Genomic DNA, 12431 nt, shown 5'->3' with positions numbered 1-12431 from the left:
CGGCCGGCGGCACCTCTACTGACTATAATTTCGTCTCGCCAGGGGGGCCGCATCATGTATCAGCTCTACGGACACCAGAACTCCGGCGCTGCCGCGATAGAGGCCGCACTTGAGCTCTGTGAAATCCCTTATCGCTTCATCGACGTCGAGTTGTCTCCAGAGGCCGCCATAGCCCTGGAGAAGCTCAACCCGCTCAAGCAGATTCCCGCCTTGCAACTGCCCGACGGCAGCATTCTGACCGAGAGCGCGGCGATCCTGATTCATCTGGGGCTCGCGTTTCCTGAGTCGAACCTGTTGTCGAAAACGCCCGCGGAGCGTGATCAGGCCATTCGCGGCCTGGTGTACATCGTCAGCAATTGCTACACGGCCATCGGCATCATCGATTACCCCGAGCGCTGGCTGATCGACGCGGATGCAGCGTCCATGGAAAACCTCATGGCCGGCGCCCGCCGACGGTTGCACTGGAGCTGGGAGGTATTTGCCGATCAGTTCTCGGGCGAGTTGTATCTGGACGACGAGACGCCTGGGGCACTGGATGTGCTGGCGGCGGTGGTGACGCGGTGGGCGGGCAGTCGCGAGCATCTGCGCAATGCCCGACCCGGTTTTTATGCGTGGCTGACGCGAATCGACCATCACCCCACATTGGCCCCGGTATTCGCCCGGCATTGGCCAACCTGAAAAACACCACTAATCAAGTGTGGGAGTGAGCCTGCTCGCGATAGCGGTGGGTCAGTCAATACAAGTGGCGACTGATACACCGCTATCGCGAGCAGGCTCGCTCCCACAGGGGGAATTGTGGGGTTTCGGAACTATTCCCCGCGAATGTATTGCTCCAACTGGCGAATCAATTCAGCCTGTTCGGCGATGGCTTCCTTGACCAGGTCGCCGATCGACAACAAACCGATCAACTGCCCGTTCTCCACCACCGGCAAGTGCCGCAGGCGTTTGTCGGACATGATGCCCATGCAGGTTTCGACGGTTTGATGGGTATCCACGGTAATGACCGGCGACACCATGATGTCTTCGACCGGCGTACCGACCGAGGAACGACCCTTGAGCACGAGTTTGCGCGCGTAATCACGTTCGCTGATGATGCCGACGACCTCGCCATTCTTAACGACCGGCAAGGCGCCGACGTTTTTCGCGGCCATGACCATCAGCGCTTCCAGCACCATTTGATGCGGCGCAATGATGTGGACTTCATGATTCTGTTCAGCCTTTAACTTCAGCAATTGGGCGACGGTTTTCATGGCGGTTTCTCAGGTGTTGTCGTTGTTATTGAAGAATCGTAGACCCAGGCGCTGAGGGCAAGGCGCAAAGCGGCAGATAACGCGCAAAAAACGTCATTGGGCGGTTTTTCTTCGGTAACCTGGAGTATTCCACAGTTGTCCACTGATCCATGGGCTCAACTCGATTCCTGTGGGAGCGAGCCTGCTCGCGATAGCGGTTTAACATTCAACAATGATATTGGCTGTGAATCCGCTATCGCGAGCAGGCTCACTCCCACAGGGAGTGCGTCCACCTCGTGGTGGGGGCTATCCCCCGCAATGACGCGTAGAATTGCCGCCTGAATCAAATCTTGAGGTTGCAGTGGTGGATTTACAGCAGGGTTTCGTCCTGACCCGGCATTGGCGCGACACCCCGGCCGGCACGCAAGTCGAGTTCTGGCTGGCGACCGACACCGGTCCCCAGCGTATCCGTCTGCCTCATCAACCGTCGGTAGCGTTCATCCCGGCAGCCCAGCGCGAGCAGGCCGAGGCGGTTTTGCGCGGCGAAAAAAATGTTGAGCTAAAGCCACTGGCCCTTCAGGATTTCGAACACCGCCCGGTGCTCGGCCTGTATTGCCAGCAACACGGTCAGTTGATGCGCCTGGAAACCGCGTTGCGCAAAGCAGGTGTCGAGATGTTCGAAGCCGACGTGCGCCCGCCGGAACGCTACATGATGGAGCGCTTCATCACCGCGCCCGTCCTGTTCGGTGGCACGCCAGGCGCCGAAGGCTTGCTGCTCGGCGCGCAAATGAAACCGGCCCCCGACTACCGGCCCAACCTCAGGCTGGTGTCCCTGGACATCGAAACCACCGCTCAGGGCGATTTGTATTCCATCGCCCTGGAAGGCTGCGGCGAACGCCAGGTCTACATGCTTGGCCCGCAAAATGGCGATGACAGCGAGGTGGATTTCCAGCTCGAATACTGTGACTCCCGGACCGTGCTGCTGAAAAAGCTCAACGACTGGTTCGCTCGCCATGACCCCGACGCGATCATTGGCTGGAACGTCGTGCAGTTTGACCTGCGCGTGCTGCACCAACACGCGCGGCAGCTTGGCGTACCGCTGAAACTGGGGCGTGGCGGCGAAGAAATGCAATGGCGCGAACATGGCAGCCGCAACCATTACTTCGCCTCGGCCGCCGGCCGGTTGATCATCGACGGCATCGAATCCCTGCGCTCGGCGACTTGGAGCTTTCCCTCGTTCAGCCTGGAAAACGTCGCGCAAACCCTGCTCGGCGAAGGCAAGGCAATCAGCACGCCGTATCAGCGCATGGACGAAATCAACCGCATGTTCGCCGAGGACAAACCGGCGCTCGCCAAGTACAACCTCAAGGACTGCGAACTGGTGACGCGGATTTTCGCCAAGACCGAACTGCTGACCTTCCTGCTGGAGCGCGCCAGCGTCACCGGTTTGCCGGCAGACCGCAGCGGTGGTTCTGTGGCGGCGTTCACCCACCTTTACATGCCGCTGATGCACCGCCAGGGCTTCGTGGCGCCCAATCTTGGGAACAAACCCGCGCAGGCCAGCCCCGGCGGTTTTGTCATGGACTCGCAACCGGGTCTGTACGAGTCGGTACTGGTGCTCGACTACAAAAGCCTTTATCCGTCGATTATCCGCACCTTCCTGATCGACCCGGTCGGGCTGATCGAAGGCTTGCAGCATCCCGACGACAGCGAGTCCGTGCCGGGTTTCCGTGGTGCGCGTTTTTCCAGGACACGGCATTGCCTGCCGGCGATCGTCGCCCGGGTGGCCGAAGGCCGCGAGACCGCCAAGCGCGAACACAACGCGCCGCTGTCGCAAGCGTTGAAGATCATCATGAACGCCTTCTATGGCGTGCTCGGTTCCAGCGGCTGCCGCTTCTTCGATACGCGCCTGGCCTCGTCCATCACCTTGCGCGGCCACGAGATCATGCTGCGCACCCGGCAGTTGATCGAAGCCCAGGGGCACACGGTGATTTACGGCGACACCGACTCGACCTTCGTCTGGCTCCATCGCGCCCACGGCCAGGAAGAAGCTGCGCAGATCGGCCGCGCGCTGGTGGACCACGTCAACCAGTGGTGGTGCGAGCATGTGCAGCAGGAATATGGGCTGGAAAGCGCCCTGGAATTGCAGTTCGAGACTCACTACAAACGCTTTCTGATGCCGACCATTCGCGGCGCCGAGGAGGGCAGCAAGAAGCGTTACGCCGGGCTGGTCACCCGCGCCGATGGCACCGAGGAAATGGTCTACAAGGGCCTGGAGACCGTGCGCACCGACTGGTCGCCGCTGGCCCGGCAATTCCAGCAGGAGCTGTACTCGCGGATTTTCCATCGCAAGCCGTATCAGGATTACGTGCGCGATTACGTGCGCAAAACCCTGGCCGGTGAGTTCGACGACCGCCTGATCTACCGCAAGCGCCTGCGCCGTACCCTGGATGACTATGAACGCAACGTGCCGCCCCATGTCCGTGCGGCGCGGATCGCCGATGACTACAACGATCAGCAGGGCCGCCCGCGGCAATACCAGAATGGCGGCTGGATCAGTTACGTGATCAGCGTCGCCGGGCCCGAGCCGCTGGAGATTCGCAGCGCGCCCATCGACTACGACCATTACGTCACCCGACAACTGCAGCCGGTGGCGGATGCGATTCTGCCCTTTGTGGACGACGACTTCTCAACCTTGATTGGTGGGCAACTGGGCCTGTTTTGAGTCCAGCAGCACCAGCGTCCAGTCATCCAGGATGCCGTGGAAGTACTGATCCAGCGCCTGGTTGAAGAGGTTGTCTGCGGGCGCCACCTGGGCGAATAACGTCATGGAGGAGTGAAACTTGAGATCGTCGGGATGGCCGAATATCCCTGCAATCGTGCTCTTTTTGATGTCCAGCACCAGTTGCGTGCAGGTGCGCAATCGTGAACCCAGCAGCGGATGATTCAGATAAGCCACGGCTTCCTCGATGGAACGAATGGCAAAGTGTCGGGACATCTCGCTCCCGCCCAACCCGGCGAACTGCGGAAAAATGAACCACATCCAGTGACTGCGTTTGTGGCCAGCGCGCAGTTCTTCTTGAACCCGGTTGAACACCGGGTCTTGAGCCTGGATAAAACGCGGCAAATTAAAGGCGTCGAGCTGATCAGTGCTTCTCATGCAGAAGCCCTCTGACAGTACCGCGATGGCTCAGACCATGGCCAACCGGTGCTTTCGTTGTGGCGCGTGAAACGCGTGGTCCAGCGCCTTCAGATCCTCGTCTCCGAGCCGCAATTGCGCGGCCTGCGCATTCAGTTGCACATGTTCAGGTTTGACCGCTTTGGGGATGGCGATCACGCCCGTCTGTCGCAGAATCCATGCCAGTGCTACCTGAGCCGGCGTCACGGCGTGACGGGCGGCAACCTGTTTGAGCGCCGGATGGGCCAGCATCTTTCCTCCCTGACCGATGGGACAGTATGCCATCAACGGCTGATGACGCTGTTGGCACCACGGCAGCAGGTCAAATTCGATGCCGCGCTCTTCCAGGTTGTACAGCACCTGATTGGTGGCGCAGGCCGGTGAGTTCAATTCCTCCAGGTCGTCGACGTCGAAGTTTGACACGCCCCAACGGCCGATCTTGCCGTCTTCCCGCAGGCGTTCGAAGGCTTCGACGGTTTCTTCAAGCGGATACTGGCCGCGCCAATGCAGCAGGTATAAATCGAGGTAATCGGTCTTCAGACGCTGCAGGCTGCGTTCGCAGGCCTGGGGGATGCCTTTGCGGCTGGCGTTGTGCGGGTAGACCTTGCTGACCAGAAAGACCTTGTCGCGCAGACCGGCGATGGCTTCTCCCACCACTTGCTCCGCGCCGCCTTCGGCGTACATCTCGGCGGTGTCGATCAGGGTCATGCCCAACTCGATGCCCAGGCGCAGCGCGGCGACTTCCTGGCGGTGTTGCGAGGGATCTTCGCCCATGCGCCAGGTGCCTTGGCCGATGACCGGCACGTTGATGCCGGCCAATTCGAGGGTCCGCATGAAAACCTCCTTATTTCGAATCGATAAGTGCTCATTAGTTGGCAGCAAAATACCCCGGTGGTTCCGTAGACATGTTGTAGCAGCTGCCGAGCAGCGCGAGGCTGCGTTCGGCGGCGAAGCCGTCGTAAACCCGGTTTACGCGGTTTTCCTGAAAGAACCGGTTGCCTGATTTTACGACTGCTCCGCAGCCGAACGCAGCCTCGCGCTGCTCGGCAGCTGCTACATGGCGCGTGATGTCGGATGTTTATTTGGCCGAAAACTTCAGCACTGTGCTCTGGGTATAAGTCTTGCCCGGATCGAGTCGCGTAGACGGAAAGTTCGGCTGGTTCGGCGAGTCCGGGTAGTGCTGAGTCTCCAGGGTAAACGCGCCCCAATGCGGATAAACCTTGCCGCCCTTGCCCTTGACCGTGCCGTCGAGGAAGTTGCTGGTGTAGAACTGCACACCGGGTTCGGTGGTGTAGAGCTGCAAACGGCGCCCGGAGAGTGGGTCGCTGACATCGGCGGCCAGTTTGCCCACGTCACCCTTGGCGTCCAGTGCCCAGTTGAAATCGAAGCCACCCTGTTTTGGTTCGGCGAATTTCAGTTGCGGGTGATCGGCCTTGATGTTTTTGCCGATGGCGGTGGGCTGCGTGAAGTCCATCGGAGTACCGGCGACCGGGGCCAGTTCGCCGGTCGGGATCAGCTTGGCGGTGACCGGTGTGTAGTGGGTCGAATGCAGAGTGACGAGCTGTTTCAGCACATCACCGTTACCCGCGCCGGCGAGGTTGAAATAGCTGTGGTTGGTCAGGTTCAGCACGGTAGGTTTATCAGTGCTGGCCTTGTAATCGATGCGCAACTCATCGTTCTCGGTGAGGCTGTAGGTCACCTCGGTTTTGAGGTTGCCGGGGAACCCCATTTCACCGTCTACCGACAGGTACGTCAGGGTCACGCCCACCGAGTCCTTGCCTTTGCTCGGCTGGGCTTTCCACACATGTTTGTCAAAACCCTGCGGGCCGCCGTGCAGCGAGTTGGAACCGTCATTGAGCGGCACTTGATAACGCTCGCCGTCCAGTTCGAACGCGCCGTTGGCAAGGCGATTGCCGGAACGCCCGATGGTCGCGCCGAAGTACGCGGTGCCGCTCTGATAGCCCTGAACATCGTCAAAACCCAGGACCACATCGTCGAGCTTGCCGTTTTTGTCCGGCACCTTCAGCGACTGCAAAATGCCGCCATAAGTAATGATCGTGGCTTGCAGGCCATGGCTGTTGCGCAAAACGTATTGCTCGACGGGTGTGCCGTCGTTGGTCTTGCCGAACGTTTTGTGTTCGCTGGACAGGCCAGCCGCTTGAGTGGGGAGGGTGGCGATCATCAGGGACAGTCCGAGGCCGGAGAGCAGGTGTCGGGATTGCAGCATGTAAACCTTCCTTATTGTTGTTTTCATAGGTCAGTAAAATATCTAGTAGTCATACTAAATATTCTACTGGAGAAGATTTATAGCTATTTGCTCGATAAAAGCCATTAAAAGTATGACTAAATAGCCCGGCTTGTAGCAGCTGCCGAGCAGCGCGAGGCTGCGTTCGGCTGCGAAGCAGTCGTGACATCAGGCGCTGTGGTTCTCCAGGTGAACCGCTCTCTCCGGTTATACGACTGCTGCGCAGCCGAACGCAGCCTCGCGCTGCTCGGCAGCTGCTACAAAGAGAGGGCCGGCGATCAGTCTGATGTTCGGCACTGCACTTTTTCAGCTTTGGCGGCTCTATCCTTGGCCAGCCTGCGGCGATCCCCACCGTCGGCCAATGCCCAAGTTCAAGCACCCATGGCTCGAGTTTTACCCTTCTTCACGTCATCAATCCGTCGCCAATGCCTGCTGCTCGCCAGCCTGTCGATGCTCTTCGCCAGCGGTTGCAGCCAGCAACAGGGCAGCGACATCGTTAGCCAGTTCCGCGAAGGCACCCCCCAGGAATTCCTCCAGACCAGCGTCGACCGCATGGCCACCCTGGCGATGCGCGATAACCTCGACAGCCTCTATTTGCTGATGAGCAAGCTCTACCTGCGCAACCCGGACGAGTTGAAAAAGTCCGGCTTCCTCGACGCCCGCACCGCCGGGAAGCAAGTGCGCCTGGCCATCGAACAACAACAGCCGCTGCCCACCCTCGGTGGCAAGAAAGACCTGGCGGCGCTGAGTTATGCCATGAGCCCGGAGTTTCTCGGCGACCGGGTCGGCGCCTTTATCTATGCCATCGGCAGCATGCTGGTCACCGCCCACGGCAATCGTCTCGAGTTCTACATGACCGATGCGATCAACCCGACCTTCGTCAGCAACGCCGCCCGCAACATCGAGAAAGCCACTTGGATCCTGAGCCAGCGGCAAAATAAACACGGCGAACCCTTGCTGTTCTCCAACGAAATTTCGGAGGAGGGCAGCAACCTGAGTTTTGCTGTGGAGTTCGGCAAGATCGTCGCGCGGCTCGACCTGCTGACGCAGATGCTGGATGAGCGCTACCGGCGGATCGGCCTGAACTATGCGCAGAGTTTGCTGTTTTTGAATTTCTTGCCGGTGCAGTAGATCCACATCCCCAAGCCCGGCCGCCGCTCTGACCGACCCAGCAAATCCCCTGTGGGAGCGGGCCATGTGGCGTGGGGGCTTGCCCCCGTTGGACTGCGCAGCAGTCCCAGAGCTTCTGATTTCGGGGCCGCTTCGCGACCCAACGGGGGCAAGCCCCCTCGCCACATTGCTCGCTCCTACAGTGGGAATTGGGTGCATAGGGAGATTGATGTGTTGTGGAATAACGATAGTCCGCATCGATATAAGTGGTTATAAGAAAAATCGCTATGCTGCGGACCAGTTTTTTCATGCGTTTTTTGTGGGCGTGTTGATGGATTTCGTTAACTTCGGGTTGGTGGTTGCAGGGTTGGTCGTGGGCTTCATCGTCGGCATGACCGGCGTGGGCGGTGGTTCGTTGATGACCCCGATTCTGCTCTGGTTCGGTATCAATCCGGCCACGGCGGTGGGCACCGACTTACTGTACGCGGCCATTACCAAATCCAGCGGTGTGCTGGTTCATCGCAAGAACAACAACATCGACTGGGCAATTACCGGCTGGCTGACCCTCGGCAGCGTGCCGGCGGTGGCGCTGACGCTGTGGTTCCTGAGTAGTTTGCAGACTTCCCCCGATGCGATGAACGCCGTCATCAAACAGGCGCTGGGCTTTGTGTTGTTTGCCACGGCACTGGCGATTTTCTTCAAGAAGCGCCTGCTCGATTTCGCCCACAAACGTGCGGGCGGTCAATACAACCCCAGCGGTTCGCGACTGAATGTCCTGACGGTCATCACCGGCCTGGTCCTCGGCACCATGGTCGCGCTGACCTCCATTGGTGCCGGCGCTCTCGGCACCGTGGCGCTGTTCATCCTCTATCCGCTGCTGCCGACGCGCCGCCTCGTCGGCACGGAAATCGCGCACGCCGTCCCCCTGACTCTGGTCGCCGGCCTGGGCCATGCGAGCATGGGCAACATGGATTGGCATGTGCTGGGTTACTTGCTGATCGGTTCGCTGCCGGGGATTTACCTGGGCAGCCATCTGACCGGTCGCATCTCCGACGAAGTATTGCGACCGTGCCTGGCCACGATGCTGGTGCTGATCGGCTACAAACTGGCGTTCTGAACCGGCACGGCTCCCAGCCTCAGGGCTGCGTGAGAATCTCCAGCAGATGCCCGTCCGGGTCATCGAAATAAACCCTTCGGCCACCGCCGTAATCGTTGATCTCGTTGGGCCGTTGCTTGCCGGGGTCAGCCCACCAGGGTTGGTTGCGCGCTTGCAGGCGCGCGAAGGCCGCATCGAAATCCTCCTCGCCGATCAAAAACGCGTAGTGCTGGGAAGCAATCGGCGGGTCGTTGTCGTAGAAATCCAGCGACACGCCATTGTCGAGCTTGACGATCAGCATCGGCCCGAACGGCTCGGGAGCGGGCAGGCCGAGGATCTCCGCGAGGTAATGGGCCGAGATCTGCTTGTCTCGGCACCAGACGATGGTGTGGTTCAACTGAGCGCTCATGGTGGGGGCCTCACGGCGGATCAGACGGCTCGTTATCAGCGATGAGATTAGCTCAAGCTGTTGCGCAATGACCGCCCTGACCTAAGCTTGGGTCAAGGCGGAACACAATTGCGGTGCGTCACCCGGAACGATCGCCGCGATGCGCAATCATTAGAGCGTGGATATCAAAAGGAGATGCGCATGCTCATCAGGTCTTTGACCCTGACCACCCTGCTGGCTTTCGCCGGCCCCTTGCTCGCCGCCGAAGACGGCTCACCTTTGGACATCGACAAGGGCAGGGCCCGACCACTGATTGTGATTGCTCCCAACACCGCTAACCCGGTCTGGGTGGGCCTGAAAAATTCGCTGAACGATCCGGCCAACAAGGCAGGTATCGCCCAGCGCAATATCAGGGTGTACACGGTGCTGAACATGTCCGGTCAGCTCGACGGCAAGGACCTCGGTCCACAGGACACCATGGCATTGATCCGCTCGCTGAAACTCGGCGCGGGGGCGTTGCCCAAAGTCATCCTGGTGGGCAAGGACGGCGAGAAGAAGTTCGAGAGTTCGGGGGATGAATCAAAGTCGGTCGATCTGAAGAAAATCTTCGACACCATCGATGCCCTGCCGGCGACCGAGAAAGAAGCCGCACCGCCGACAGTCGCGACGCCCGTTGTCGCCGAACCGGCCGCTACAGGTACCAAGGGCGCAAAACCGGGTAAACCGGCGAAACCGACCAAGCCCCCTGAAATGCCTGATGACTGATACACCTCATATCCCTGTGGGAGCGAGCCTGCTCGCGATGGCGGTGGTTCAGTCGACGTCAATGCTGCCTGTGAGTCCGTCATCGCGAGCAGGCTCGCTCCCACAGTTGATCTGCGCAGGGCCCAATCTTTTTGTGCGCCGCCGTCTCCTGCGGGAGCGAGCTTGCTCGCGCTAGCGTTCGATCAGTCGACACCAATATTGCCTGTGAGTCCGTCATCGCGAGCAGGCTCGTTCCCACGGAAAAGTTCGCTCGCCCGGTGAGATTCAAGACGGTATCTACAAAAAAACCGGGTGCTGCACAGGGCGATGCGCTGGTTTTATTGGTCTCGGAAATTTCCTGCAAGTCCTGTCGGATTTCATGAACTGGTTTCTGTCAGAGCGCACCGTTAGCCTTCGTCAGCCACCGCAACACTCGCGGTCGGACGTGGGAGTCCGCAACATTGAGGGATCCAGGGACGAACAATACCAATGGCCAGAAAGGAGCCTCGTCTATGAAGAAGTTCGGCAAAAATGATGCGCAACGCCCAACCGATGCCAGCCACCTGAAGCTCGTTCGGCTTGGCGATACGGCCGGGCGCGACACCAGCATTGGTGTGCGTAAGCCCAGGCGTTCCGTCCCGATCAAACAGATCTTCGCGATTGCCCCCGGCGTCGACACCCTTACCCTCTTGCATCAGGCCAGCGAAACCCTCGCTTCACTGAATGCCGTGATTGTGAATTTTGCCGTCAAGATGGATGGCTCGAACCGAGCCATGCTCGGGGCGATTCAGCAGTTGGCAGGGATTGCGGAGTTGTTGGTGAATCAGGCTCGGGACAATCTCGATCCGAGGAACGATGTGCCCGACCCTCAGACACCGACCCGGCATTGATCTGATGCAATAACGACAATGGGCGACCTCAAAGAAGGTCGCCCATATTTATTGCCCGAACGATATTTGTAGCAGCTGTCGAGCCTGCGAGGCTGCGTTCGGCTGCGCAGCAGTCGTAGATCCTGCAACCGCAGTTTTATAGATAAACCTCATTAGCCGGATCACGACTGCTGCGCAGCCGAACGCAGCCTCGCAGGCTCGACAGCTGCTACAGGGGGATCGAGTTGCTATAGGTTATTCAGTCAGGGCACTCAATATCTTGTGAGCTATCTTGATCCGCTCGGAGTTCGGGTAATTCTTGTTAGCCAGAATCACGATACCGATATCTTTCGAAGGCACGAACGCGACATAAGCGCCGAAACCACCGGTCGACCCGGTCTTGTTGAACCATGCCGTGTCTTTCGCAGCTTGCGGCGGGTTCAGCCACTGGACTTTATGAGCCTCCATCGCCATTTCCGTCGAGTTGCCACTCAGCAACGTATCGAGGCTGACCGGATAGTTGTAGAGCTCCCAGCCCAACCCCTGCGTCATCTCGCCCACGGTGTAGAAACCGGTGTGAGTGAGGGCAATCGCCTGCTGCAATGGCTTTTCCAGCGTCGCCGGTTTCAGGTTGGCTTCAACATAACGAAGCAGATCTGCAGCGCTGGTTTTCACGCCATACGCTTCCGAATCCAGCGCACCCGGGCTCACCCGCACCGGTTTGCCGTCCTTGCCGTAACCCTGGGCGTAAAGCCCCATTTGGCCCTGCGGCACCTTGAGGTAGGTGTGCTTGAGCCCAAGTTTCGGCAGCAGGGTTTTTTCCATTAACTCATCGAACGGCTGGCCCATGCTTTTGGCCGCCAGATAACCGGACAGCCCAAGGCTGGGGTTCGAATACTGGCGGTGGGTGCCTGCTGCATACACAGGTTTCCACTGTTTGAAGTAGGCGAGCATTTTGTCTGGATGATCGGCCTCGTCGGGGAACTGCAGCGGCAGCCCGCCTGCGGTGTAAGTGCCGAGTTGCAACACGCTGATGGTGTCGAACGCACTACCTTTCAACTCAGGCCAAACCTGGCTGGCCCGGTCAGACAAAGACAGTTTGCCGCTGGCCTGGGCGTAGGCAGTCAGCGTGGTGGCGAAGGTTTTACTCACCGAACCGATTTCGAACAGGGTGTCTTTGCTGACCGGTTTGCCGTCCTCTTTCGAGGCCACGCCGTAGTTAAAGTAATGCTGCTGGCCATTCAGGGTGATCGCAACCGCGATGCCAGGGATATTCTGTTGTTGCATGACCGGCCCGATGGCGGCTTTCACCAAGGCGTCGAGTTGATCGTCGGATTTTGTTGCGGCCATACAGTGACTTGCACCTAGCAGTACGGCGAAAGCGCTAAAGGACGCAAGTCTTGGCAGATGAAATTTGTACATGATTGGAACCACTCTCCATGAGTTGCCATTACTTTACCCGCTACACTCCGGACGGATTCAAAACCGGATGGCTGATGGGCGCGCCAAATCTAGGCAGTCGGGCGACAATCGACAAACGACGATATTTCGGGTTAGCCATTAGAAAAATTT

The 12431-nt window shown here is 59.2% G+C and carries 12 protein-coding genes; 6 read left to right on the top strand and 6 right to left on the bottom strand.

Going from position 1 to position 12431, the window contains the following annotated elements; all coding sequences use genetic code 11:
- Positions 1 to 54: 54 nt before the first annotated feature.
- Positions 55 to 678: a glutathione S-transferase N-terminal domain-containing protein gene (locus ACA070_RS20525; RefSeq protein WP_497448104.1), complete on the top strand. Its 624-nt coding sequence runs from the start codon at positions 55 to 57 to the stop codon at positions 676 to 678.
- A gap of 131 nt (positions 679 to 809) precedes the next feature.
- On the opposite strand, the gene ACA070_RS20520 is transcribed toward ACA070_RS20525, so the two are convergent.
- A complete protein-coding gene (locus ACA070_RS20520) occupies positions 810 to 1250 on the bottom strand; it encodes a CBS domain-containing protein (protein WP_131059904.1) in 441 nt (146 codons plus the stop codon).
- A 343-nt stretch (positions 1251 to 1593) separates the two neighbouring features.
- Here ACA070_RS20520 and ACA070_RS20515 point away from each other — a divergent pair, with 343 nt between their 5' ends.
- Positions 1594 to 3954, top strand: a complete 2361-nt coding sequence (locus tag ACA070_RS20515) for a DNA polymerase II (RefSeq protein WP_497448103.1) — start codon at positions 1594 to 1596, stop codon at positions 3952 to 3954.
- Here the strand turns inward: ACA070_RS20515 and ACA070_RS20510 are convergent.
- From ACA070_RS20510 to ACA070_RS20500, 3 genes are all read right to left on the bottom strand, one after another.
- Positions 3919 to 4389, bottom strand: a complete 471-nt coding sequence (locus tag ACA070_RS20510; RefSeq protein ID WP_497448102.1) for a DUF1810 domain-containing protein — start codon at positions 4387 to 4389, stop codon at positions 3919 to 3921. The two genes, ACA070_RS20515 and ACA070_RS20510, sit on opposite strands and share 36 nt — an antisense overlap.
- A 30-nt stretch (positions 4390 to 4419) precedes the next feature.
- Positions 4420 to 5241 carry an aldo/keto reductase gene (locus tag ACA070_RS20505; protein WP_497448101.1) on the bottom strand — a complete coding sequence of 274 codons (822 nt, stop codon included), beginning with the start codon at positions 5239 to 5241 and terminating at the stop codon, positions 4420 to 4422.
- A 244-nt stretch (positions 5242 to 5485) separates the two neighbouring features.
- Positions 5486 to 6634, bottom strand: coding sequence for an aldose epimerase family protein (locus ACA070_RS20500; protein WP_497448100.1), 1149 nt, complete (start codon positions 6632 to 6634; stop codon positions 5486 to 5488).
- A gap of 399 nt (positions 6635 to 7033) precedes the next feature.
- Between ACA070_RS20500 and ACA070_RS20495 the strand changes: the two genes are divergently transcribed.
- Both ACA070_RS20495 and ACA070_RS20490 read left to right on the top strand, forming a co-directional pair.
- A complete protein-coding gene (locus ACA070_RS20495; RefSeq protein ID WP_497448099.1) occupies positions 7034 to 7783 on the top strand; it encodes a hypothetical protein in 750 nt (249 codons plus the stop codon).
- A gap of 310 nt (positions 7784 to 8093) precedes the next feature.
- The gene (locus ACA070_RS20490; protein WP_438662115.1) at positions 8094 to 8879 is read left to right on the top strand and encodes a sulfite exporter TauE/SafE family protein; all 786 of its coding nucleotides are present in this window, start codon (positions 8094 to 8096) and stop codon (positions 8877 to 8879) included.
- A gap of 19 nt (positions 8880 to 8898) precedes the next feature.
- Here the strand turns inward: ACA070_RS20490 and ACA070_RS20485 are convergent, their stop codons facing one another.
- The gene (locus ACA070_RS20485) at positions 8899 to 9267 is read right to left on the bottom strand and encodes a VOC family protein (RefSeq protein ID WP_497448098.1); all 369 of its coding nucleotides are present in this window, start codon (positions 9265 to 9267) and stop codon (positions 8899 to 8901) included.
- Between the two features lie 180 nt (positions 9268 to 9447).
- Here ACA070_RS20485 and ACA070_RS20480 point away from each other — a divergent pair, with 180 nt between their 5' ends.
- Together ACA070_RS20480 and ACA070_RS20475 are read left to right on the top strand one after the other, a co-directional pair.
- Positions 9448 to 10011, top strand: coding sequence for a DUF4174 domain-containing protein (locus ACA070_RS20480; RefSeq protein WP_497448097.1), 564 nt, complete (start codon positions 9448 to 9450; stop codon positions 10009 to 10011).
- A 491-nt stretch (positions 10012 to 10502) separates the two neighbouring features.
- Complete coding sequence (locus ACA070_RS20475; protein ID WP_497448096.1) at positions 10503 to 10880, top strand: DUF6124 family protein; 378 nt, start codon at positions 10503 to 10505, stop codon at positions 10878 to 10880.
- A 234-nt stretch (positions 10881 to 11114) separates the two neighbouring features.
- Here the strand turns inward: ACA070_RS20475 and ampC are convergent, their stop codons facing one another.
- Positions 11115 to 12281 (bottom strand): class C beta-lactamase, encoded by a 1167-nt coding sequence (gene ampC, locus ACA070_RS20470; protein WP_497448095.1) that lies wholly within the window; start codon positions 12279 to 12281, stop codon positions 11115 to 11117.
- Between the last annotated feature and the right edge of the window lie 150 nt (positions 12282 to 12431).

It is taken from the genome of Pseudomonas sp. LBUM1678 (assembly GCF_059695575.1).
The sequence above is the reverse complement of the archived record's forward strand: the minus strand, read 5'-3'. Positions and strand labels throughout refer to the sequence as shown.